This window comes from Hoyosella altamirensis, assembly GCF_014191505.1.
GTDB classification, from domain to species: Bacteria; Actinomycetota; Actinomycetes; order Mycobacteriales; family Mycobacteriaceae; genus Hoyosella; species Hoyosella altamirensis.
Genome location: NZ_JACHWS010000003.1, coordinates 190580 through 212695, shown reverse-complemented (window position 1 = coordinate 212695; position 22116 = coordinate 190580). Strand labels below are relative to the sequence as shown.

General features: G+C 62.0%; 23 protein-coding genes. 18 read left to right on the top strand and 5 right to left on the bottom strand.

What is annotated here, in order from left to right:
• Positions 1 to 28: 28 nt before the first annotated feature.
• The 5 genes from FHU29_RS15075 to FHU29_RS15055 all read left to right on the top strand — a co-directional run bounded on the left by FHU29_RS15075 (position 29) and on the right by FHU29_RS15055 (position 4799).
• Complete coding sequence (locus tag FHU29_RS15075; protein WP_013806372.1) at positions 29 to 352, top strand: DUF2469 domain-containing protein; 324 nt, start codon at positions 29 to 31, stop codon at positions 350 to 352.
• Positions 353 to 667: 315 nt separating this feature from the next.
• Positions 668 to 1036, top strand: coding sequence for a YraN family protein (locus FHU29_RS15070; protein WP_198156532.1), 369 nt, complete (start codon positions 668 to 670; stop codon positions 1034 to 1036).
• Positions 1036 to 2550: a YifB family Mg chelatase-like AAA ATPase gene (locus FHU29_RS15065; protein WP_064440527.1), complete on the top strand. Its 1515-nt coding sequence runs from the start codon at positions 1036 to 1038 to the stop codon at positions 2548 to 2550. The genes FHU29_RS15070 and FHU29_RS15065 overlap by 1 nt, the downstream gene beginning before the upstream one ends.
• A 31-nt stretch (positions 2551 to 2581) precedes the next feature.
• On the top strand, positions 2582 to 3766 hold the full coding sequence (gene dprA / locus FHU29_RS15060) for a DNA-processing protein DprA (RefSeq protein ID WP_083962341.1): 1185 nt from the start codon (positions 2582 to 2584) through the stop codon (positions 3764 to 3766).
• The gene (locus FHU29_RS15055; RefSeq protein WP_157095136.1) at positions 3732 to 4799 is read left to right on the top strand and encodes a tyrosine recombinase XerC; all 1068 of its coding nucleotides are present in this window, start codon (positions 3732 to 3734) and stop codon (positions 4797 to 4799) included. The genes dprA and FHU29_RS15055 overlap by 35 nt, the downstream gene beginning before the upstream one ends.
• On the opposite strand, the gene FHU29_RS15050 is transcribed toward FHU29_RS15055, so the two are convergent.
• Positions 4750 to 5346: a murein hydrolase activator EnvC family protein gene (locus FHU29_RS15050; RefSeq protein WP_064440525.1), complete on the bottom strand. Its 597-nt coding sequence runs from the start codon at positions 5344 to 5346 to the stop codon at positions 4750 to 4752. The two genes, FHU29_RS15055 and FHU29_RS15050, sit on opposite strands and share 50 nt — an antisense overlap.
• Before the next feature lie 398 nt (positions 5347 to 5744).
• Between FHU29_RS15050 and rpsB the strand changes: the two genes are divergently transcribed.
• From rpsB to FHU29_RS15020, 6 genes are all read left to right on the top strand, one after another.
• Complete coding sequence (gene rpsB, locus FHU29_RS15045) at positions 5745 to 6617, top strand: 30S ribosomal protein S2 (protein ID WP_064440524.1); 873 nt, start codon at positions 5745 to 5747, stop codon at positions 6615 to 6617.
• An 81-nt stretch (positions 6618 to 6698) separates the two neighbouring features.
• Positions 6699 to 7523, top strand: a complete 825-nt coding sequence (tsf, locus tag FHU29_RS15040; RefSeq protein WP_064440523.1) for a translation elongation factor Ts — start codon at positions 6699 to 6701, stop codon at positions 7521 to 7523.
• Positions 7524 to 7660: 137 nt separating this feature from the next.
• A complete protein-coding gene (pyrH, locus tag FHU29_RS15035; protein WP_064440522.1) occupies positions 7661 to 8392 on the top strand; it encodes a UMP kinase in 732 nt (243 codons plus the stop codon).
• Between the two features lie 88 nt (positions 8393 to 8480).
• A complete protein-coding gene (frr, locus tag FHU29_RS15030; RefSeq protein ID WP_013806382.1) occupies positions 8481 to 9038 on the top strand; it encodes a ribosome recycling factor in 558 nt (185 codons plus the stop codon).
• Between the two features lie 84 nt (positions 9039 to 9122).
• Positions 9123 to 10007 (top strand): phosphatidate cytidylyltransferase, encoded by an 885-nt coding sequence (locus FHU29_RS15025; RefSeq protein WP_064440599.1) that lies wholly within the window; start codon positions 9123 to 9125, stop codon positions 10005 to 10007.
• Position 10008: 1 nt separating this feature from the next.
• Positions 10009 to 10734 (top strand): class I SAM-dependent methyltransferase, encoded by a 726-nt coding sequence (locus FHU29_RS15020; protein ID WP_064440521.1) that lies wholly within the window; start codon positions 10009 to 10011, stop codon positions 10732 to 10734.
• A gap of 35 nt (positions 10735 to 10769) precedes the next feature.
• On the opposite strand, the gene FHU29_RS15015 is transcribed toward FHU29_RS15020, so the two are convergent.
• Positions 10770 to 11204 carry a LapA family protein gene (locus FHU29_RS15015; RefSeq protein WP_064440520.1) on the bottom strand — a complete coding sequence of 145 codons (435 nt, stop codon included), beginning with the start codon at positions 11202 to 11204 and terminating at the stop codon, positions 10770 to 10772.
• Positions 11205 to 11281: 77 nt separating this feature from the next.
• Here FHU29_RS15015 and rlmN point away from each other — a divergent pair, with 77 nt between their 5' ends.
• Complete coding sequence (gene rlmN, locus FHU29_RS15010; RefSeq protein ID WP_064440519.1) at positions 11282 to 12391, top strand: dual-specificity RNA methyltransferase RlmN; 1110 nt, start codon at positions 11282 to 11284, stop codon at positions 12389 to 12391.
• A 3-nt stretch (positions 12392 to 12394) separates the two neighbouring features.
• On the opposite strand, the gene FHU29_RS15005 is transcribed toward rlmN, so the two are convergent.
• Positions 12395 to 12676: a DUF2631 domain-containing protein gene (locus FHU29_RS15005; protein WP_083962332.1), complete on the bottom strand. Its 282-nt coding sequence runs from the start codon at positions 12674 to 12676 to the stop codon at positions 12395 to 12397.
• Positions 12677 to 12833: 157 nt separating this feature from the next.
• Between FHU29_RS15005 and dxr the strand changes: the two genes are divergently transcribed.
• From dxr to FHU29_RS14975, 6 genes are all read left to right on the top strand, one after another.
• On the top strand, positions 12834 to 14069 hold the full coding sequence (gene dxr, locus FHU29_RS15000) for a 1-deoxy-D-xylulose-5-phosphate reductoisomerase (RefSeq protein ID WP_232322972.1): 1236 nt from the start codon (positions 12834 to 12836) through the stop codon (positions 14067 to 14069).
• The gene (locus FHU29_RS14995; RefSeq protein ID WP_064440518.1) at positions 14066 to 15322 is read left to right on the top strand and encodes a M50 family metallopeptidase; all 1257 of its coding nucleotides are present in this window, start codon (positions 14066 to 14068) and stop codon (positions 15320 to 15322) included. Before dxr ends, FHU29_RS14995 begins: the two co-directional genes overlap by 4 nt.
• A gap of 97 nt (positions 15323 to 15419) precedes the next feature.
• Positions 15420 to 16556 (top strand): flavodoxin-dependent (E)-4-hydroxy-3-methylbut-2-enyl-diphosphate synthase, encoded by a 1137-nt coding sequence (gene ispG / locus FHU29_RS14990; protein WP_049793863.1) that lies wholly within the window; start codon positions 15420 to 15422, stop codon positions 16554 to 16556.
• 117 nt (positions 16557 to 16673) lie between these two features.
• Entirely contained in the window at positions 16674 to 17510 is an 837-nt protein-coding gene (locus FHU29_RS14985) for a GNAT family N-acetyltransferase (RefSeq protein ID WP_064440517.1), read from the top strand.
• A gap of 43 nt (positions 17511 to 17553) precedes the next feature.
• A complete protein-coding gene (gene map / locus FHU29_RS14980; protein WP_064440516.1) occupies positions 17554 to 18411 on the top strand; it encodes a type I methionyl aminopeptidase in 858 nt (285 codons plus the stop codon).
• A 10-nt stretch (positions 18412 to 18421) separates the two neighbouring features.
• Positions 18422 to 19954: a cobyric acid synthase gene (locus FHU29_RS14975; RefSeq protein ID WP_064440515.1), complete on the top strand. Its 1533-nt coding sequence runs from the start codon at positions 18422 to 18424 to the stop codon at positions 19952 to 19954.
• On the opposite strand, the gene FHU29_RS14970 is transcribed toward FHU29_RS14975, so the two are convergent.
• A complete protein-coding gene (locus FHU29_RS14970; RefSeq protein ID WP_064440514.1) occupies positions 19937 to 21484 on the bottom strand; it encodes a glycerol-3-phosphate dehydrogenase/oxidase in 1548 nt (515 codons plus the stop codon). The genes FHU29_RS14975 and FHU29_RS14970 overlap by 18 nt on opposite strands.
• The gene (locus FHU29_RS14965; RefSeq protein WP_064440513.1) at positions 21481 to 22101 is read right to left on the bottom strand and encodes a TetR/AcrR family transcriptional regulator; all 621 of its coding nucleotides are present in this window, start codon (positions 22099 to 22101) and stop codon (positions 21481 to 21483) included. Before FHU29_RS14965 ends, FHU29_RS14970 begins: the two co-directional genes overlap by 4 nt.
• Between the last annotated feature and the right edge of the window lie 15 nt (positions 22102 to 22116).

Here is a 22116-nt window from a genome sequence, read left to right as displayed (position 1 = left end):
CGCTGAGAAGAGAAGGAAGGACTTCCCCATGAGTGCCGAGGATCTCGAGAAGTACGACACCGAGATGGAGCTGTCGCTGTATCGGGAGTACCGCGACGTTGTGGGACAGTTCGCGTATGTCGTCGAGACTGAGCGCCGCTTTTACCTGGCTAACGCTGTCGAGTTGATTCCTCGTAACGCAGAGGGCGAAGTCTACTTCGAAGTCCGCATGTCCGACGCCTGGGTATGGGACATGTACCGCCCGGCGCGCTTCGTCAGCCATGTTCGCGTCTTCACCTTCAAAGACGTCAACATCGAAGAGCTCGAGAAGCCAGACATCAATCTTCCGCCTGGTGGCGGACACTTCGGGTAGGAGTCATATGGACTACCGACGGCGGTTACTCGGCCTGGTCGACCTGCGCTTCCGGATCGGTGAGCGGTCCGGGCTGAGTTCGATCAGTGTCAATTGGGCGCGGCCCGGGAACGGTTCTGCGTCGCAAGAGACTGAGAGCGCCCCCCGCGACCCTAGCTCGCGGCACTGACAGAAGCGTTCCGGCACCGTCGTTCCAGGGTGAGTTGTCCACAGGATCGTAATTGTCCACATTTCGCGGATTGCAGCTGTTGGCCCGCGCTTGATCTCCGCATTGTTGAGGGTGTTGCGCGATCGTCGTGATCGCTCTCATCACTTGTGGAGGATGTCATCAGTACACGTATTGCGCTTGGCCGGCGCGGGGAACAGGCCGCAGCGGATTATCTTCGTGCACATGGATATACGGTGCTCGACCGGAACTGGCGCTGCCGGAACGGCGAAATTGATCTGATATGCCGTGCCCCCTCCGGCGCCACGGTATTCGTCGAGGTCAAAACTCGCCGCGGCGATGCGTTCGGTGAACCTGTCGAAGCCGTCACTCCGATCAAGCTGCACCGCATGCGGCTGGCGGCGGTGGAATGGCTCAGCCAGCACCCGCACCCCGTCGCGGTCGTGCAGTTCGATGTCATCGGTGTTCTCTGGGGGCCTGACGGACCAACCTTTGATCATGTTGAGCGGGTGGTGTGATGCCGCTTGGGCGTGCTTTTGCAGTGGCTGTCACGGGCATCACCGGTTCGATCGTTGAGATCGAAGCCGATGTGGGACGCGGCCTCCCAGGGATGCATCTAGTCGGATTGCCCGACACCACCTTGCAAGAAGCCCGGGATCGTGTTCGTGCGGCAATTGTCAACTCGGGATATCGCTGGCCGCCCGGGAGGACGACGCTATCGCTTTCTCCGGCGGATCTTCCCAAAGTCGGATCCCTGTACGACGCTGGACTAGCGTGTGCAGTGCTCAACGCAAGTGGACTCGCAAGCTGCGCGAGGATTCACAGCACAGTTCTGCTCGGAGAACTGGCTCTGGACGGTCGCCTTCGCGCGGTTAACGGCATTTTGCCGGCTGTTCTCGCTGCGCGGGATCAAGGGTGGAAGCGAATCGTCGTTCCTGCGGACAACCTGGCTGAAGCGTCGCTTGTGTCGGGCGTGACGGTCGTTGGCGCTGCGACACTACGCGACCTGGTGATGTGGCTGAACCGAAGCGGGGATCTCATCGCGCCCCCGGCACTTCCGCCACCCCCAAGGCGGATATCACCGGATCTCGGCGATGTAGAGGGGCAATTCATGGCACGCCGCGCGGTAGAGCTGGCAGCTGCAGGCGGTCATCACTTGCTCTTGACGGGACCGCCCGGCGTGGGCAAAACAATGCTCGCGCATCGGCTTCCGGGGTTGCTGCCACCGCTGACCGAGGACGAATCGCTGGAAGTCACAGCGATACATTCCATCGCGGGGGAACTGCCACACGACTGCCCCCTCATTGCCGATCCACCTTTTGTGGCGCCGCACCATTCTGCGACAGCTGTCTCTCTCATCGGCGGGGGAGCGGGTTACGCCAAACCGGGAGCTGTCAGCCGAGCGCACCGCGGTGTGCTCTTTCTGGACGAATGCACCGAGATGCCGCCCCGGGTTCTGGACTCGCTGCGGACTCCGCTTGAAGAAGGCGAAGTACGCATCAGCCGCAGGTGCGGGCTGGCGACGTATCCTGCTCGATTTCTGATGGTGCTGGCCACGAATCCGTGTCCGTGTGCCGCCGTGCGAGCGATTGACTGTGAATGCTCGTCTCGAGTGCGCCGTCACTACCGCTCCCGATTGTCGGGTCCGTTGCTGGATCGCGTTGATCTGTGCGTGGAGATGGAGACTAATCGTGCGCGAGAAGCAACCACGATGGGGGACGACCCTGAATCCACGGCTGTCGTCAGACAACGTGTCATCGCCGCCCGGCAGGCCGCACGCGAGCGGTGGGCGCAACTTGGGTGCGCCACGAACGGTGAAGTGCCTGGGCCCAAGCTGCGCGCAAAACTTGGCCGGTCCGCCGAGGCAATGATCCCAATCAACTTCGCGATCGAACGCGGAGCCATAAGCGCTCGCGGCGCCGACCGAGCTCTCCGCGTCGCGTGGACCATCGCTGATCTGCACGGCAGAACCAGTCCGAATGTTGAGGACGTGCAGACAGCGCTCTCTTATCGATTGTCCCGAGATCTCTGAGTAACACTTGCTTCTTTCAGAAAGCGAAACCGTGATATCGACGAATCTGCAAGACCCGCGTGATCCTCGGCTCCGCGCGTGGGCTTACCTCTCACGCGTCGTGGAAGGACCATGCCGCCAATTGCTAGCCCTGATCAATCAGGTTGGGCCGGAGGACGCGGCCCGCGCCGTCCAAAGCGGCGGGCTGCCGCAGGTACTGGACCGCCCGACGCGTGCACGGCGTCAGGATGATCACTCCGCTCGGGACCTCGAACTGCTGATCGATATGGGAGGTGAGCTAGTCACGCCGGATAGTCGGGAGTGGCCCGCATGGCGAATGCTGGCCTTCGATCAGCAGGAAGTGCGCCAGGATCCCGACGCTATAGCCCCGATCGCGCTGTGGAAACGTGGTGCGGTCTCGATCGACGAGGTTTCTTCATCCGCTGTCGCCGTTGTTGGGACGCGTGCACCAAGTTCTTATGGCGAACAATCCACGATTGACATGGCGTGCGAACTCAGCGCGGCGGGCTGCACGATTGTGTCAGGCGCAGCATACGGAATCGACGCGTGCGCACATCGTGCTGCGCTCGCAGGACAGATGCCCACAGTTGCTGTCCTTGCGTGCGGGATCGACCAGGTGTACCCATCAGGTCACGACAGGTTGCTGAGCGAAATCGTTCGGAACGGTGCTGTCGTGACTGAGTATCCGCCTGGAACGCGCCCGGCCCGCTTCCGCTTTCTCGCGCGGAACAGACTTGTCGCAGCGCTATCTGACGCTGTCCTTGTCACGGAAGCCGGGAAACGCAGCGGTGCACGCAATACGGCACGATGGGGGCGATTGTTCGGCAAACCCGTCTATGCGATGCCGGGCCCGGTGACTTCCGTGAGTTCAGTCGGGTGCCATCAGATGATCCGTACTGGTGAGGCAAGTCTGGTCACGTGTGGCAGCGAGGTGCTTTCAGACACCGGTCTGCGTGAGCGTGCGGCTCAGCGCATGCTGGTGGGGCCCGGCATCGAAACCGAGACAAAGCTCGACCGCGTGACCGATGGCCTTGACCGGACCCAGCTGCGCGTTTTCGACAGCCTTCCGATGCGTGGAGGTGCGAGTCTTGCTGAGATCGCTGTTTCCTCGGGTGTGCCTGCGACATCAGTGCAGGCAGCGTTGGCGGTACTCGAGATCGGTGGTCTTGCGCAGCGCGGCGATGCTGGCTGGAGGCGAGCGAAAAGGCGCTGTTAGCAGTTTCGGCGACTTCCGGGGTCACTGTTTGGTGTCATCGCTTGCGCACCCCCACCCTCCTGGGCACGCTGAGGGTGTGGCCGCCCAGGACGACACCGCGCAACTCCCCGAGGAATACGAGCGTGTGTTGCGGACATTCGAGGAGCACCTTCGGCTGCGCAAAGGCCGATCGGAGCACACGATCCGGGCATACCGCTCGGATGTACGGTCACTTCTAGCCCACCTCTGCGCGGATCCCGGACGCGGCAGTCTCACAGATCTTGATCTGCGGGTGCTGCGATCATGGCAGGCTGCACAATCGGCCAGCGGAATTGCGAGGTCAACACTGGCGCGGCGGGCGTCGTCGGTGAAGACCTTCACAGCCTGGGCGCAGCATGTGGGTCTGATCGCGGACGACCCAGCGGCCAGGCTTCAGAGCCCTCGGCCGTACCGCGAGCTCCCTGCGGTTTTGCGCAAGGAGCAGGCAGCATCCGCGCTTGACCAGGCAAAGAAGCGCGCGGAAGACCGGACCGACGGTTCAGCGGACGCGATCGAAATCCGGGATCAACTGATCGTCGAACTGCTCTACTCATGCGGAATACGGGTCGGCGAGTTGTGTGGCCTCGACGTCGCTGACCTCGATCTTGGGAACAATGTGCTCCGAGTGCTTGGGAAAGGCAACAAAGAGCGGGTGGTGCCCTTCGGTCGGCCTGCCCGGGACGCGCTGGACACGTGGCTGCGGGAGGGGCGGCCGTTGCTTGCTTTGCCTGCATCAGGGGACGCGCTGCTGCTAGGGAAGCGAGGCCGCCGCCTCGATCAACGGCAAGCCCGCAGGGCTGTCCACCGCGTCCTGTCCGCTGCGGGGGACGTGCCTGACCTAGGACCGCACGGCCTTCGGCACTCCGCAGCGACCCACCTTCTGGAAGGTGGTGCAGATCTGCGAGTCGTTCAGGAATTGCTTGGGCACGCCAGTCTTGCGACTACACAGCTCTACACGCATGTCTCTATCGGCCGACTGCGGGCCGTCCACGAGCAAGCCCACCCGAGGGCATGAGCGCGGTATGTTCGGGCTCCACCGGCTTGAGCACGATTTTCAGCAGGCTCAGTAGGAGAAGGGGATCGAGGTAGTCGTTTCCCAAACGCGCACCCCAATGCAGGCACGCTGTCGCGGTGCAACCAGCGTGCAATGCATCGAGTGTGCCGATAGGTGTTCCCGTTCTTACATGGTCGCCTCTATGCACCAGCGGCTGAAGGGGCTCGTACGTGGTGCGCACTCCAGATCGGTGGTCGATCGACACGACCCCTCGGCCAGCTACTGGCCCCGCGAACGCAACCACGCCCTCGTGCGAGGCGTACACGGTGGTTCCGGGTGCCGCGGCGAGATCAACGCCGCGATGCCCAGGGCCGTAGGGATGCGCTGGCCGGTCGAAGTCGCGCGTAACTTTGGGGGCAGGCTGAATGGGCCACTCGTGCCTTTCATGCCGGGGCGTGGTGCTGGGCGCGGCGTTAGCCGGTTCATGGGGCAGCCCGGCAGCCCCACCAAAGGTCAGCAACGCAACGAGCAGCAGGCAGGGAAGCGTGGGGCGGCGGCCGGGATGCATGTCATTGAGAATGCCGCTCCCGCTGAACGGGTGGCCTCCGCGCGTGGAAATGTGGATAAAACGGCTGCGAGGAGGCGTTATCCACAGGGTTACACGGGCGGATTGAACCTGCTGACAATCTCGGTTACCTAGTTGACCCCAACTCGGCGTACACTGCTTGGCGGTGTGCTGTGAGCGCACCGTACTTCGCGTCCCCGCGTGCAGCCACACTGAGGGTACGGCCTGAACCATCCGGTTCGCGCTGTTTCCGATGGTGAGGCGGCCAGGCGCCCTTCGGTCCCGTGCTGAACGGGTTGGGTGTCCGGACGGGGACCAGGGCGGAAGCCAACGTGGCTTGCCGCATCAACCGGAACACGAGAGAAGGAGCGAAGACCTCTCACGGAGGTCTGATAATCGCTATGGCTGTTGTAACCATGAAGCAGCTGCTTGACAGCGGCGTGCACTTCGGACACCAGACCCGTCGGTGGAACCCCAAGATGAAGCGCTTCATCTTCACCGACCGCAACGGTATCTACATCATCGACCTGCGCCAGACCCTGTCGTACATCGACAAGGCATACGAGTTCGTCAAGGAGACAGTCGCGCACGGCGGCACAATCCTTTTCGTTGGCACAAAGAAGCAGGCCCAGGAGTCGATCGCAGGCGAGGCAACCCGCGTTGGTATGCCGTACGTGAACCAGCGCTGGCTCGGTGGCATGCTCACGAACTTCCAGACCGTCCACAAGCGGCTTCAGCGCCTCAAGGAACTTGAGAGCATGGAGCAGACCGGCGGCTTCGAGGGGCGCACCAAGAAGGAAATCTTGATGCTGACCCGTGAGAAGACCAAGCTCGAGCGCACCCTGGGCGGCATCCGTGACATGGCCAAGGTTCCGAGCGCGGTGTGGATCGTTGACACCAACAAGGAGCACATCGCCGTGGGCGAGGCGCGGAAGCTGAACATTCCGGTTGTCGCGATCCTCGACACGAACTGCGACCCGGACCTCGTTGATTACCCGATTCCGGGCAATGACGACGCGATCCGGTCGGCTGCACTGCTCACTCGCGTCGTCGCAGCGGCGGTTGCTGATGGTCTTCAGGCGCGCGCTGGCCTGAATACCTCCGGTGACGAGAAGGGCGAGGCAGAGCCGCTCGCTGACTGGGAGAAGGAACTTCTCGAGTCAGCATCCCCGGCAGCGGAAGGCACGGAGGCTCCTGCAGAGGCGCCCACCGAGGTTCCTGCCGAGGTTCCTGCCGAGGCACCGGCTGCGGAAGCAACCACCACCGAAAACTGACTTGAGCGCTGGCCCCGAACACGTTTCGGGGCCAGTCTCGCCAGACACGTGAGAAGTGAAATAGAGGAGGCTCGCCCCACCATGGCGAATTTCACCGCCGCAGATGTGAAGCGGCTGCGAGAGCTCACCGGCTCCGGAATGCTCGACTGCAAGAACGCTCTGGTCGAAACTGACGGCGACTTCGACAAAGCAGTTGAGATCTTGCGCATCAAGGGTGCGAAGGACGTCGGCAAGCGCGCTGAGCGCGCCACAGCTGAAGGTCTCGTCGCAGCATCTGGCGGCGTCATGATCGAACTGAACAGCGAAACAGACTTCGTCGCGAAAAACGCGGACTTCCAGGGCCTCGCGGACGAGATCGTGGCCGCTGCAGCCGCGTCTCAGCCAGCAGACCTCGAAGCACTGAAGGCAACGGACGTCAACGGTCGTACTGTCGATGCCGCTGTTCAGGAACTCGCCGCGCGTATCGGTGAGAAGCTTGAACTGCGCCGCGTCGTCGCTTTCGACGGTCAGGTCGCAACCTACCTGCATAAGCGCAGCGGTGATCTTCCTCCTGGCGTCGGTGTCCTCATCGAGTACACCGGTGAAGGTGAAGGCGCTGCTAACGCTGCCCGCGAAGCTGCGATGCAGGTCGCAGCACTAAAGGCGCGTTACGTCACCCGCGACGATGTTCCTTCGGACGTCGTCGAGAACGAGCGGCGCATCGCCGAGCAGACCGCCCGTGAGGAAGGCAAGCCTGAGCAGGCACTGCCGAAGATCATCGAAGGCCGTGTCAACGGGTTCTTCAAGGACATGGTTCTCACGGAGCAGGCGTACGTGAAGGACTCGAAGAAGACCGTTAAGTCTCTCCTCGACGAGGCTGGCGCAACGATCACGCGCTTTGCGCGATTCGAAGTCGGCCAGTCCTGACCGGAGCGCCTCACCAAACCGAACGAGAACGATGAGGCAAGATATGCGGGGTTGCAAGGTGGCGATAAAACCATCGGGCAGCCCCGCATTCGCGTGTCCAGCGGCGACACTGCACTCGGTGACCAGCGAGGAGAGAAATGGCTGAAGACACAGTTTCGGAGCGGCAGAAGTACAAGCGGGTCTTGCTCAAGCTCGGCGGTGAAATGTTCGGCGGCGGCAAGATCGGCGTCGATCCGGATGTTGTCCATATGGTTGCGGAGCAGGTCGGGGAAATCGTCCGGGACGGAGTTGAAGTCGCCATCGTAATCGGTGGTGGAAACTTCTTCCGCGGCGCTGAATTGCAGCAGCGCGGACTCGACCGTTCACGGGCTGACTACATGGGCATGCTCGGAACCGTCATGAACTGCCTAGCACTGCAGGACTTCCTGCAGCAGGTGGGTGTGGACACTCGCGTACAAACCGCGATAACCATGGGCCAAGTGGCCGAACCGTACATCCCGTTGCGCGCCATACGGCACCTCGAAAAGGGCCGGGTGGTGATTTTCGGTGCCGGCATGGGCATGCCGTACTTCTCCACTGACACAACTGCCGCGCAACGCGCCCTGGAGATTGGCGCGGAGGTCGTGCTGATGGCTAAGTCAGTTGACGGCGTCTACACCGCAGACCCGAAACTAGATCCAGACGCCACCATGTTTGACGAGATAACGCATCGGGAGGCGCTTGAGCGTGGCCTGAAGGTTGCCGACGCGACGGCCTTCAGCCTCTGCATGGACAACGACATGCCGATCATTGTTTTCAATCTGCTCAAGCACGGCAATATCGCCCGTGCGGTAGCAGGGGAGCACGTCGGCACCCTCGTGAGACCCTAGAAATCGTTGCGCGCACGCAAGGTAGGTTTGTTGTTTAGGCGAGATGCGATAGTGGAGATTAGGCAAAAAGACCAGAAGAAGGTGTGCCGTGATTGATGAAGCGCTCTTCGACGCCGAAGAGAAGATGGAAAAAGCTGTATCGGTAGCGAAGGACGAACTCGGCTCCATTCGAACGGGTCGTGCTAATCCGGGGATGTTCTCGCGCATCGTCATCGACTATTACGGCGCGCCAACCCCGATTACGCAACTCGCAAGTATCAACGTCCCTGAAGCGCGGCTTGTCGTCATCAAGCCGTACGACACATCGCAGTTGAGCGCAATCGAAACCGCGATCCGCAATTCAGATCTCGGTGTCAACCCGGGAAATGACGGCGCGATAATTCGCATTGCGGTCCCTCAACTGACAGAGGAGCGACGCCGCGACCTAGCTAAGCAGGCGCGCTCGAAGGGCGAGGACGCCCGAGTTGCGGTTCGTAACGTCCGGCGGAAAGCAATGGATGAGTTGTCCCGCATTCAGAAGGACGGCGAGGCTGGCGAGGATGAAGTGGGTCGCGCGGAAAAAGAGATCGATAAACTCACCGCGAAGTACAGCGCCCAGGTTGACGAGTTGGTGAAACATAAAGAATCTGAGCTCATGGAGGTCTAGCCTCAACAGCTAAGAAATGTTCTTGGAAACCTCGGTGTGGAGATGGGAGAAGTTGTGGCAGAAGACCGTGAGCCCAGTCATCCTATGACGGGGTCAGGGCAACCCGCCAACGCCTCCGCCGCAGAGCAGCAGAAGAAGTCCCGTGCTGGCCGTAATCTCCCAGCAGCCATAGGTGTTGGAGCTACCCTCGGCGCTCTGGTCATTGCCACGCTCGTGATCGAGCCTCGCGGCTGGGTCGTCGTCGTGGCCGCGGCGCTTACGCTCGCGATTTGGGAACTGTTCAAGCGTCTGCGCCAGCAGGGCTTCCATCTCCCCCTGGTGCCACTGATCGTCGGGGCGCCGTTGACGACCCTCTCAGCGCTGCCTTACGGCGTGCAGGGGGTTCTGACGGGATTCGCCATCACTGCGGCGGTCTCCATGGTGTGGCGTCTACTCCACAACGGACTCGACGGTAAGCCCGAGAACTATGTGCGTGACGCGGCGATCACCCTTTTTGTTGCAACCTGGGTCATCCTTTTCGGTGGCATCGGTGCTCTCCTTGTCCTCACAGAGCAGGGCGCCGGACCCATCTGGGTGTTGATGATCGCCGTCGTGTGCTCGGACATTGGCGGCTATACCGCGGGCGTGCTTTTCGGCAAGCATCCAATGGTGCCGCAGATCAGCCCGAAGAAATCCTGGGAAGGTTTCGCGGGTTCGATGATCGCGGGAATCATCGGCAGCGTCATTACCGTCTCGGTGTTCCTCGACGAATCGCCGTTGCTGGGGATTCTGGTCGGGGCGGCACTCGTCGTGTCTGGGACGCTGGGAGACCTCATCGAGTCACAGTTCAAACGCGATCTTGGTATCAAGGACATGGGAACGCTGCTTCCTGGGCACGGCGGCCTCATGGATCGCCTCGACTCCCTCCTGATCTCAGCTGTGGTCGTCTGGGGGATCGTAGCGGTGCTTGGATATCAGATGACGGTGTGACATGTCCTGGCTGCGTTCCAAAGACAGCCGGCGCGACTCAGTCATAGCGAGCCCGAATATCTGGAAGTGGCCAGATACCTACGAGGTAGAGAATCACGCGCAGGACGCAGATGGTGCGATCTGGTCAGAGCTTGCGGTCATTGCACCCTGGATCGGCCGCGATGTCGTTGATGTTGGTTGCGGTACCGGATTTCATCTCCCGCGATTCGCCGAGACCGCCCGGTCAGTGATCGGCGTCGAGCCCTACAGTCCGCTTCTCGAACACGCCCGCAACCGTATCGCGGAGTTCGATCACGTCAACGTCCTCCAGGGCGAGGCGGCGCGGTTACCCCTGGAGTCCAGGTCAGCAGATTTGCTGCATGCGAGGACCGCATACTTCTTCGGGCCCGGCTGTGAACCAGGCATCCAGGAAGCGCTGAGGGTGCTGCGCCATGGCGGCATCCTGACAATCGTTGATCTTGATGCGACAGCATTTCCATACGGCGCATGGATGTGTGACGATCTGCCGAAGTATCAGCCGCTCCTTGTGGAGGACTTTTTCCGTCGCCAGGGGTTCTCTCTCCGTCGCGTCGATACGCGTTGGGTCTTCCCCACACGCGCACTATTAGACGAGGTTCTGGCGATTGAATTCAGTCCCAGAGTGGCGGCACGCGCCCGCCGCGAAACAACGGGTGTGACTCTTGATGTCCGATACCGGATTCACTGGCTGCGCAACACACTGAGCTAGGCGGCTTGCTGGGTGCTGGGGAGGGGAGCGTTCGCCTAGCGCAGCCCCTTACGAGCGGTGCGGCGCAGTTGCAGAATGCGGACACCGCCGATACAGGCGGCGATCAAGATGCCGAGTATTGCAGCGCCGAGCAGAGCAACTCCCAGCGGCATGTCCCACTCCCAGAACAGGACAAAAATCGTTGTCGATGCCAAGTTCTGAAGAATGAACACAAGGAGCAAAATCAGAAGCAGGGCCCCAATGATCAGAGCTGACCACCAGGCGCCCGCACGCGTATGTGGCAGAGCCGTGGAATGCGCCTTGCCATGCGGCGGAGTGGAGGTTGCCGAGACAGGCAATTCCGAGCCTGACTGCGGCAGATCCGCCATTTCTTCCGGCTCGGACCAACCCTCATATCCGGACTGCGTATCGTCCAAGTCAGGCTGTGGTGTGCCATGGTCCTTGGACGGCTCGCCTGATTTTGATGCCATGACATGATCATGACGTATTTAGCGCTGCCACGCACGAATTCTCGGATGTACACCTTCCGTGGGACACTGGTCGCATCATGAGCGTCGATATTCCACTTGTATTCAATGCGCCGCGCCGCGGAATGCCCCCGCGACATTTCGCGGATCTCGATCGCGACGAGCGTCGCAAAGCTGTCGCGGACCTGGGCATGCAGCCCTTTCGCGCCGACCAACTCGCTCGCCATTACTACGGTCGCCTCGAAGCTGACGTCGCAGCGATGACCGATCTTCCTGCCAATGTTCGCGAGAAGATTGGGGAGACGCTGTTTCCTCCGCTGCTCAGCACCGTCCGCCATCTGGCTTGTGACGCTGGTGAGACGCGGAAGACGCTGTGGAAGGCGCATGATGGCACGTTGCTCGAAAGCGTGCTCATGCGCTACACGGATCGCGCGACGGTGTGCATATCTAGTCAGGCCGGGTGCGGTATGGCCTGTCCGTTCTGCGCTACTGGCCAAGCCGGCCTGACGCGGAACCTATCGACAGCCGAGATCGTGGATCAGGTCCGTGCCGCAGCTGCGGCCATGCGCGACGGTGAGGTGGGAGGAGGACCCGGCCGCCTCTCCAACGTTGTGTTCATGGGCATGGGCGAACCGCTCGCGAACTACAAGCGAGTGATTGCGGCGGTCCGGCGCATCACTGCTCCCGCACCAGAGGGACTCGGCCTGTCGCAGCGGAACGTCACGGTGTCGACAGTAGGTCTAGCTCCCGCGATCCGGAAACTCGCGGAGGAGGACCTGAACGTGACGCTCGCGGTTTCGCTGCACACCCCTGACGACGAGCTTAGGGATACGTTGGTGCCGGTGAACAATCGATGGGCCGTCGCTGAGGTGCTCGACGCCGCAAAATATTACGCCGACACCACAGGCCGACGCGTCTCAATCGAGTACGCCCTCATCCGCGACATCAACGATCAGGGCTGGCGCGCCGACATGCTAGGTAAAAAGCTGCGCAAAGCGCTCGGCCACCTCGTGCATGTCAACGTCATACCGCTAAATCCCACGCCTGGCAGCAAATGGGATGCTAGCCCGAAGGCAGTCGAGACGGAATTCGTGCGCCGCGTGCAGGCTCAGGGAGTTCCGTGCACCGTTCGTGATACTCGCGGTCAGGAAATCGCCGCGGCATGCGGCCAGCTTGCTGCGGAGAACTAACCGCTAAATGCGGCGTTTCCGTTCCTTGCGGGTACTGATGTTGTATCGGACCAGCAAGAACACGAGTGCCACGCCCACGCCGATGATCCACATGTTCTCCACGTTGCCGTCGTGGTTGCCAATCAGGTAGGCGAAGACCAGGATCGTGAAGAGCCAGCCGACAATCTGAAACGCCTTCGGAGCTTCGCCGTGCCAGCCCCAGCCTACTGATGGCTCATCAGCAGGGTTGACGTTCGAGCGCACAATCGCGCGTTCCAAACCTGGATCCACGTTCGCGTCGGCCACTGTGATCCCTCCTGATCGCTTCAAAAAAATCGCCCTGCGCAGGCTGCTGGTGATCTAGACTCCCGCGCCACACGCAGCTCACTGGGATCATCCTGACATACCGATGCGGGCTGAGTGCATTTGGGTCGCCGATTCGTGTCGGACGCGACGTGCCACGTTGGGTGCCTCACCCTTGTGTGAGTTGCCGACGTTCATCAGTGACAATGACTCGGTGACGTCCTCACCGCAATCCCCCCAGCGTGTACTGATACTCGGCAGCACCGGCTCGATCGGGACCCAAGCGCTCGATGTGATCGGCGCTAACCCCGACTTGTTCACAGTGGCCGGACTCGCAGCGGGAGGCGGCAACACGGCTCTCCTTGAACAACAGATTCAACAGACCGGGGTGCCGGGCGATGCGGTGGCGGTGGCGGATCCGGCTGCGGCAGCGAAACTGCACGTGCCCGGTGTCCGCAGCGGAGGGGATGCGGTCACTGCGCTTGTGGAGTCAGTGGAGGCCGACGTCGTCCTGAACGCGCTGGTCGGTTCGCTAGGGCTGCAGCCAACGCTCGCGGCGCTGAAGACGGGAGCTCGCCTCGCGCTTGCGAACAAGGAATCGCTCGTAGCGGGCGGCCCGCTCGTCACTGCGGCGGCCAGGCCAGGCCAGATCGTTCCGGTCGACTCCGAACATTCCGCGCTCGCGCAGTGTTTGCGATCCGGGACCGGTGACGAAGTCGCTCGTCTCGTGCTCACGGCATCCGGTGGCCCGTTCCGGGGCTGCAAGGCTGAAGACCTGGCCGAGGTAACTCCCGAACAGGCGGGTGCGCACCCCACCTGGGCGATGGGGCCGATGAATACGCTGAACTCGGCCACTCTCGTGAACAAGGGGCTGGAGCTTATTGAGACGCATCTGCTGTTCGGGATCCCATACGACCGGATCGACGTCGTGGTCCATCCGCAATCGATCGTGCATTCCATGGTGACGTTCGTGGATGGTTCGACGATCGCCCAGGCAAGTCCCCCCGATATGCGCCTGCCCATCGCGCTCGCGCTGGGCTGGCCGGGCCGCGTTCGCGGCGCGACAAAGCCTCTCGATTTCGCGGCGGGCTGCCACTGGGATTTTGAGCCACTAGACAATGAGGTGTTCCCGGCTGTCCGGCTCGCGCGCGAGGCCGGTACTGGGGGCGGCTGTCTTCCCGCGGTGTACAACGCGGCGAACGAAGAGGCTGCGGCTGCGTTTCTCCAGCGCGACCTGCCGTTCCCGCGCATCGTCCGTATCGTGGAGCATGTGCTTGACGGTGCGCACGAATGGTCGAGCGCACCGAGTACCGTTGACGATGTACTCGCCGCCGAGGGTTGGGCGCGTGCGCGTGCCCGTGAGCTCATCACACAGGAGGCCAGACCCCGCTCATGATGTTCACCCTTGGTGTGATCTTGTTCGCGCTTGGGATCGGTATTTCCATCGCGATCCACGAATACGGCCACCTAGCCATGGCCAAGGCCTTCGGGATGAAGGTTCGCCGGTACTACATTGGGTTCGGGCCAAAGATCTTCGCGTTCAAACGTGGCGAGACCGAATACGGCCTCAAAGCGATCCCGGCTGGCGGCTTCTGTGACATCGCCGGAATGACAGCGCTTGACGAACTCGAACCCGATGAGCATGACCGGGCAATGTACAAGCAGGCCACATGGAAACGGCTTCTTGTCATGCTGGGCGGCCCGATCAGCCACGCGATCATCGGTCTCACGCTGGTCTTTATCCTCGCGCTGGGCTGGGGTCTGCCGAAACTCGCCTTCAATGACGCGGTGGTCGGAGAAACCACGTGCGTAGCACCCACACAAGCCCCGCCAGAGCAGGACAACGGGAGATGGGTTGCAGGCGAGCTTGCGCCCTGCGGCGGTGGGGGGCCTGCTGAGGCTGCCGGTATCGAACCGGGCGACCTTATCGTTGCCGTGAATGGCGACCGGATGCGCAACTTTGGTGAGGTTGTTCAGCGTGTTCAGGCGACCGACGGCACCGCCGTTCTGACTGTGGAGCGTGACGGGGAAACGCGGGAAATCCCGGTCGCGGTCCAGCCGGTCGAACGGTACGTCATTGGTTCGGCGGGTGCGGAACCGGAGCTCGCGACCGTGGGGGCTATCGGCGTAGCGCAGGACCTCGAAACTCGCGCGGAGGCTTCCGAGATCCGGCAGTATGGGCCGCTGGGAGCAGTGCCAGCCACATTCGTCTTTACCGGCGAATTGACGGTTCAGACCTGGGAAGCGCTCCTCAGGTTCCCGGAGCGTCTGCCTGCTGTTGCCCGCTCGATCATGGGCGAGGATCGAGACCCTGATACACCGATCAGCGTTGTGGGAGCGAGCCGTCTCGGCGGCGAGGTCGTCGATATGGGCCTGTGGCAGGTTTTCATTCTGCTGCTCGCGGTACTGAACCTCTTCGTCGGTTTGTTCAACCTCCTCCCGTTGCTGCCACTCGATGGTGGGCACATGGCGGTCACGATCTATGAGGCGATCCGCAACCGGCTGCGGCGGCTGATGGGCAAGCCCAACGGGCCACCGGTCGATTACACCAAGTTGATGCCTATCACTTTCGTTGTGATGGTGATCGGTGCCGGGATTATGCTGTTGACTATCACCGCTGACATCGTCAACCCGATCACGTTCCGGTGAGCACGTAAGGAAGGTTTCTGTGACTGGCCCCAGTTCAGCTGAACTGAACACCACCCCGAATCCGAACACTCCGCCGTCTGGATCTGTGGGTCTGGGAATCCCGGCTGGTCCAGCGCCAACTTTGGCTCCGCGGCGCAAGACCAGGCAGTTGATGGTCGGCGACGTGGGTGTCGGCAGTGACTATCCAGTATCAGTCCAGTCGATGACCACAACCAAGACGCATGACATCAACGCGACCTTGCAGCAGATTGCCGAACTGACTGCCTCCGGGTGCGACATCGTGCGAGTTGCCTGTCCACGTCAGGAAGACGCTGACGCGCTGGCAACTATCGCGAAGAAGAGCCAGATCCCGGTCATCGCGGACATCCACTTTCAGCCCCGGTACATCTTTGCCGCGATCGAAGCTGGCTGTGCGGCGGTGCGCGTCAACCCGGGCAACATCAGAGAGTTCGATGGCCGAGTCCAGGAGGTCGCTAAGGCCGCCGCTGAGGCGAACACGCCGATCCGCATCGGCGTCAACGCTGGCTCGCTGGATCCGCGCCTGCTCGCGAAGTACGGCAAACCGACCGCTGAAGCGCTCGTCGAGTCCGCGCTGTGGGAGGCGAGCCTGTTCGAGGAACACGGTTTTGGGGATTTCAAGATTTCCGTGAAGCACAATGATCCAGTCGTCATGGTGCGGGCGTACGAATTGCTAGCTGAGCAATCGGATTATCCGTTGCACCTCGGCGTGACTGAGGCGGGCCCGTCTTTCCAGGGAACGATCAAGTCGGCGGTCGCCTTTGGTGCGCTGCTCTCGAAGGGGATCGGCGACACGATTCGTGTGTCGCTGTCTGCGCCGCCCGCAGAAGAAGTAAAGGTGGGGCACCAGATTCTGCAGTCACTGAATCTGCGTCCACGCAAACTCGAAATCGTGTCCTGTCCCTCCTGCGGACGGGCCCAGGTCGACGTGTACACCCTCGCGAACGAAGTGACCGCTGGCCTGGAAGGCATGGAAGTCCCGTTGCGTGTCGCAGTAATGGGCTGCGTAGTCAATGGTCCCGGTGAGGCGCGGGAAGCAGACCTCGGTGTGGCCTCAGGCAACGGAAAAGGCCAGATCTTCGTTAAGGGCAAGGTAATCAAGACAGTCCCAGAAGCGCAGATCGTCGAGACCCTGATCGAAGAAGCCATGCGCATCGCGGAGGAAATGGAATCGGACGGCGAAGGTGCCGGCGCGCCCGTAGTAACGGTGAGCTGAGCCATTACGCCGGAGGGCTTCCATATAACGGTCAGGGAACCGGATTATCACGGCGTTTCATCGATCGATTCAAAGTTGGGCTACCGCTCGTCATGTTGTGCGTGGCAATCTGGTGATGTGCTGAAGTTGCTGGGTGCGAAGCCACTGGGGTTGCGTGACACCCCAGCTGTCTTACGCGCGCTGGACTCGGACCCAATCGCTTCGTGCATGGTGGCTTCGCGGATCGAGGAGTTCGGCGTCGATCCGAGGTTTCTGCGCGGAGAACTGTGGAGTCGCGGCAAGCCCGGCGAGTCCCTCTGCTTTTCCGGAGTGAATCTAATACCGCTGCTCGGCGACGAAGACGATATTCGGTCTTTTGCTGATCGTGCTTGCCGCAGCCCTCGCGCATGCTCATCGCTCGTGGGCCGGGCGGAGCTGGTCCTGCCGCTATGGGAGCAGCTCGAGGGCGACTGGGGACAGCCCCGGGAAATCCGCGCTGACCAGCCGATGCTCGCGTTGCGGGGCGCACCGGCGTGTTTGCCCGACCCAGTGACGCGCCGCGTCCGTTTGGACGAGTTCGAGCTGTACCTTGATGCTGCTGTAAAGATGTTCATTGAAGAGGTGGGGGTTGATCCGTGCGCGCACGACGGGGGTCGCTCGTACCGTTACAGAGTTCGCAGCCTGATTGAAGCGGGCCGCGCATGGGCTCGAATCGAGGGCGACACGATCGCGTTCAAAGCTGAGGTCGGTTCGATGTCGAATCGGGTTGGGCAGATCCATGGAGTGTGGGTCAATCCTGAGTTCCGGGGTTGTGGGATCGGTGCAGCGGGCACCGCGACGGTCGCGGAGTGGATTATCCGTACCGGGAGGACCGCCAGCCTGTATGTCAATGGTTTCAATGGGGCCGCGCGGACGATGTACTCGAAAGTCGGTTTCACCCAAGTAGCGACTTTCGCCACAGTGCTGGTGGATTGACGCGCTTTAGCATCACGGCTGATCACACATTACTCTCGTAATCATGCCTACCCGTTCTTTGCTGAGCCCCGGTACCGTGTCGCCGACGCGGAACGTCCCCGCGTCAATTGATCCTCCTGAGTACGCGTGGAAGAAAACAGCGAAGGAAGGCAGCGAACCGTGGGTGCAGACCCCCGAAACGATCGAGGGAATGCGAGTCGCTGGCAGAATCGCCGCGCAGGCCATTCAGGAGGCGGGCAAATCGGTGCAGCCCGGTGTGACCACCGACGAGCTGGATGCCATCGTCCACGAGTTCCTGCTCGACCACGGTGCCTACCCGTCGACGCTTGGGTACCGGGGCTTTCCGAAGTCGTGCTGCACGTCGCTGAATGAAGTGATCTGCCACGGAATTCCAGACTCGACCGTGGTCGAAGACGGTGACATTGTGAAGATCGACGTCACCGCGTACATCGACGGGGTGCACGGTGACACCTGCGTGACGTTCCTTGCTGGTGACGTTTCCGATGAGCACCGTCTCCTGGTGGAACGCACGAAGTCGGCGCTCGACCGAGCGATTAAAGCTGTGAAGCCGGGCCGCCAGCTGAATGTGGTTGGCAGAGTGATCGAGTCGTACGCGAATCGTTTCGGCTACGGCACAGTCCGCGCATTCACGGGCCATGGCGTTGGCACGACGTTCCACAATGGCCTCGTCGTTCTTCACTACGACGATCCGAGTGTCGATACGGTGCTGGAACCGGGCATGACGTTCACAATCGAGCCCATGATCAATCTCGGCGGCATCGACTACGAGATGTGGCCGGACGGGTGGACAGTGGTGACGAAGGACCGCAGCTGGTCGGCGCAGTTTGAACATTCGCTGGTGGTCACCGACTCGGGCGCTGAAGTGCTGACGCTCCCGTAGGCGCCCGCTCATGAAGGGTGCGCTGCTGATCGCCGGCACGACGTCTGATGCGGGCAAGAGTTTTGTTGTCGCTGGGCTGTGCCGACTGCTCGCGCGGCAAGGTGTGAAGGTTGCGCCGTTCAAAGCACAAAACATGTCGAATAACTCGGTTGTGACGCTCGACGGGGGCGAGATCGGCCGCGCGCAGGGCCTGCAAGCGCAGGCGTGCGGCCTTCCACCGAGCGTCCGTTTCAACCCGATCCTGCTCAAACCGGGCAGCGATCGCTCGTCGCAGCTTGTGATTCGGGGGAAAGCAGAAGGACAGCTGCGGGCGGGGGACTACCTGACTCATCGCGCGCACCTTCGCCGAATCGCGGCGGACACGTTGCGCGATTTGCGCGATGATTTCGATGTCGTGCTGTGCGAGGGCGCGGGCTCGCCGGCGGAGATCAATCTGCGTGCATCCGATGTTGCGAACCTGGGGCTCGCACAGGCTGCGCAGATCCCTGTCGTGGTGGTGGGGGACATTGATCGGGGTGGCGTTCTCGCGCATCTTTTCGGCACTCTCGCCGTTCTGGATCCGGAGGATCAGCAGCTGATCTGCGGCTTCTTGATTAACAAGTTCCGCGGCGATCCTGCGCTACTCGCGCCCGGTCTGGAGCAGATAGCGGAACGCACTGGACGTCCTGTTTTCGGGGCGGTGCCTTATCTCGAGGACATCTGGATCGATGCGGAGGACTCGCTTTCGAGTCCAGTGGGCCGCGTGGTTGGTATGCCGAAGCCACCGATCGGGGAGCAGTGGCTGCGCGTCGCTGCCGTCAGGCTCCCGCGGGTATCGAACGCGACCGACGTCGAAGCGCTCGCTAGTGAACCCGGAGTGATTGTGCGATGGGTCGATGACCCAGGCTCAATACACGACGCAGATCTGGTGGTACTGCCGGGTTCGAAGGCAACAGTCGCGGATCTGGAATGGCTGCGAGCGACCGGAATCGCGGATGTGCTTACCAGGCGTGCGCAGAAGGAGATGCCCATCCTCGGTATTTGTGGCGGGTACCAGATGCTCGGCAAGACCATCCATGATGACCTGGAATCGGGGCGCGGAAAGCACAATGGCCTGGGCATTTTCGACCTTGACATCGTGTTCGGGCCGGTGAAGACGCTCGCCGTCGCTACCGGCACTGGACAAGGATTCGGCGCCGATCTGGCGGTGACGGGTTACGAAATCCATCACGGTGAGGCTACTCGCAGCGCCGACGACCCGCTGCTGCGCTCCGGCGATGCTTTCGAAGGAAGCCAGCGGCCTGGAGTTTTCGGCACTCACTGGCACGGCTTGCTTGAGAACGACGAGTACCGGAGGGCCTTCCTCACGCACACAGCTGCTCTGGCGGGATTGAACGGGTTTGTGGTGTCGTCAAATGTCAGTGCCGCCGAAGAGCGTGCGGCTCAGCTAGACCTGATGGCGGATGCCCTGGCTCAGCACGTCGATGTAGAGCGGCTCTTCAGTTTGATCAACGACGGACTACCGGCGCGTCAGCCCATCCTTGGTTCACGGCTTCGCACCTAGAGGCTGTTCCGCGAGCCGGAACGCGTCACGCGCTGCGTCTTCCGCAACGGCCCGGTCTGCTGGAACCAAGCCGATCCGGGTGCGCCGGTCGAGCAGGTCACCCACCGTTGTGGCGCCTTCATGTGTTGCGCCGAACACCAATTCCGCCATGGTGACAGGCACCCGATCATGGATCGGCGCGAGTAAGTCTGGATCTGCGGAAACGGTTTCAGCATCCCGCCCGTATCGCCTCACAAGACGGGATGGCTCGCTCATGGCTGCGAGCGCTCGCCTATTCGCTGCACCGACGAGTGGGAGGTTGCGGGTCTGGCACGGCCCAGCGCTCAGCGCAGCATGAGTGACCGCCGCATCAACGGCGTCTTCAGCCATCTGCCGGTAAGTGGTGAGCTTGCCTCCGACGACCGTCACAACCCCGGTGCTGGAGACGAGGATCGCGTGCTTTCGGGAAAGGTCAGCGGTCCTGCCTTCAGAGGCGAGCAGCGGCCGCAAACCGGCGAAGGCTCCCACGACATCGGTACGACGGGGCTGGGCTGCGAACGCGGGTCCGATAACGTCGAGGAGAAAGTCGATCTCGGCTTCGGTCGGCTCAGGCACATCGGGCACCGCGCCATCGGTCGGCTCGTCGGTGAGACCGATGTATACGAGCCCGTCAGGCTGCGGAAGTGCGAAGACGAATCGATTCGTTTCTCCCGGCACAGGCATGGTGATGGCGGCGGTGGGACGTCCAAGAGTTTCGGGGCGAAGCACTATGTGGGTGCCGCGGGAGGGCCGCAGCGTGACGTCCGGGTCGATGTCGCTTGCCCACACGCCAGTGGCGTTGATGACCGATCGGGCCCTGATGGTGTGAGTTGTGCCGGTCAGTTCGTCACGAACTTCGGCCTCGGTGCCCGATGCGGAGAGTACGCGTGTGCGGGTGAGCACGCGTGCGCCGATAGCAGCGGCGGTACGGGCCAGACCGACAACGAGACGGGCGTCATCTTCGAGTTGTCCGTCCCAGGACAGCAGACCGCCGCGGAGTTCGCTCCGGTTGATGCCGGGGGTCATCAGCACTGTTTCGGCGATCGAAAGCCTGCGCGGCGTGGGCAGGACAGCCGCCGGTGTGCGGGCTGCCCGGCGGAGCACATCGCCCGCCACGAATCCGGTTCCGGCCAGCACCCCTTGCGAGCGGGTGACCTCGGGGAGCAGTGGCAGGAGCATAGGAAGGGGCCGGACGAGGTGGGGCGCCGTTCGCGTCATCAGAATGCCACGCTCTACTGCGCTCTCATATGCGACGCCAACCTGCCCCTTTGCCAGGTACCGCAGGCCGCCGTGAACAAGTTTTGAACTCCACCGAGAAGTCCCCCAGGCGAGGTCGAACGCGTCGACGGCGACCACGTCAAGCCCACGCGAGGCGGCGTCCAGCGCGGCTCCCGCGCCGGTGACGCCCAGGCCGATGATGAGTACGTCGACGGTGCGGCCGTCGGTGGCTTCGCTGAGTTCGCGCTCCCGGCGGCTGGCGTTGAGAGCACTGTCTAGGCCGGTTTTCGTCATGGCGTCAGGTACCTCTCGATGAGCTGGCGATACTGCTCGGAAAGCTCGTTGGCGGTGAGTGAATCTGTCATTGTTTTTCCGCTGAACACGAATCCCTGCATGGCAGTCAGTACAGTGCGCGCGACGCCGCGCGGGTCGCCTTGCCGAAGTGTTTCCGCATCCTGACCGGCTTTGACGGCGGCTTCAAGGACGGAGAGCAGCGAATTCTGTGCCCGTCCGCGCCGGTGAAGGACGTACGGCAGCAGAAGTTCGGGATCGACCTCCACGACTTTCTGGAAGAGAAGATTTTCTCGCACAGCGGTGGCAACTTCGACGATTGCGGCGCTGACTTTCGCGGGCGTCAGGCTGGCGGTGTCGCTCCCTGAAAGGAGATGCACCCCAGCGAAGTTCGACCATTCGCGCGCCATGACGTCACTCATCAGTCGCGTCATGTCTTGCCATTTGCGGTATATGGACATGCGCGAGATCCCCGCTCGACGGGCGACATCGGTGAGCGTCGTGCGTCGCCACCCCACGGCAATGACGCACTCGCGAGCCGCGTCGAGTACCGCGTCGACATCGATGCCCTTCTGGCGGTCGATGGTGGAAAGTTTGGCCTTGTGACGTTCGGTCGTCATGTGTAACACTGTAAC

Coding starts and splice junctions, on each gene's coding strand:
- FHU29_RS14965 (WP_064440513.1), bottom strand. CDS start 22,101: ATGACGACCGAACGTCACAAGGCCAAACTTTCCACCATCGACCGCCAG.
- pyrH (WP_064440522.1), top strand. CDS start 7,661: ATGGCTGAAGACACAGTTTCGGAGCGGCAGAAGTACAAGCGGGTCTTG.
- tsf (WP_064440523.1), top strand. CDS start 6,699: ATGGCGAATTTCACCGCCGCAGATGTGAAGCGGCTGCGAGAGCTCACC.
- FHU29_RS15055 (WP_157095136.1), top strand. CDS start 3,732: ATGCTGGCTGGAGGCGAGCGAAAAGGCGCTGTTAGCAGTTTCGGCGAC.
- FHU29_RS15050 (WP_064440525.1), bottom strand. CDS start 5,346: ATGCATCCCGGCCGCCGCCCCACGCTTCCCTGCCTGCTGCTCGTTGCG.
- FHU29_RS14970 (WP_064440514.1), bottom strand. CDS start 21,484: ATGACGAAAACCGGCCTAGACAGTGCTCTCAACGCCAGCCGCCGGGAG.
- FHU29_RS14975 (WP_064440515.1), top strand. CDS start 18,422: ATGAAGGGTGCGCTGCTGATCGCCGGCACGACGTCTGATGCGGGCAAG.
- FHU29_RS15065 (WP_064440527.1), top strand. CDS start 1,036: ATGCCGCTTGGGCGTGCTTTTGCAGTGGCTGTCACGGGCATCACCGGT.
- FHU29_RS15025 (WP_064440599.1), top strand. CDS start 9,123: ATGACGGGGTCAGGGCAACCCGCCAACGCCTCCGCCGCAGAGCAGCAG.
- FHU29_RS15075 (WP_013806372.1), top strand. CDS start 29: ATGAGTGCCGAGGATCTCGAGAAGTACGACACCGAGATGGAGCTGTCG.
- rlmN (WP_064440519.1), top strand. CDS start 11,282: ATGAGCGTCGATATTCCACTTGTATTCAATGCGCCGCGCCGCGGAATG.
- FHU29_RS15015 (WP_064440520.1), bottom strand. CDS start 11,204: ATGGCATCAAAATCAGGCGAGCCGTCCAAGGACCATGGCACACCACAG.
- rpsB (WP_064440524.1), top strand. CDS start 5,745: ATGGCTGTTGTAACCATGAAGCAGCTGCTTGACAGCGGCGTGCACTTC.
- FHU29_RS15020 (WP_064440521.1), top strand. CDS start 10,009: ATGTCCTGGCTGCGTTCCAAAGACAGCCGGCGCGACTCAGTCATAGCG.
- FHU29_RS14995 (WP_064440518.1), top strand. CDS start 14,066: ATGATGTTCACCCTTGGTGTGATCTTGTTCGCGCTTGGGATCGGTATT.
- map (WP_064440516.1), top strand. CDS start 17,554: ATGCCTACCCGTTCTTTGCTGAGCCCCGGTACCGTGTCGCCGACGCGG.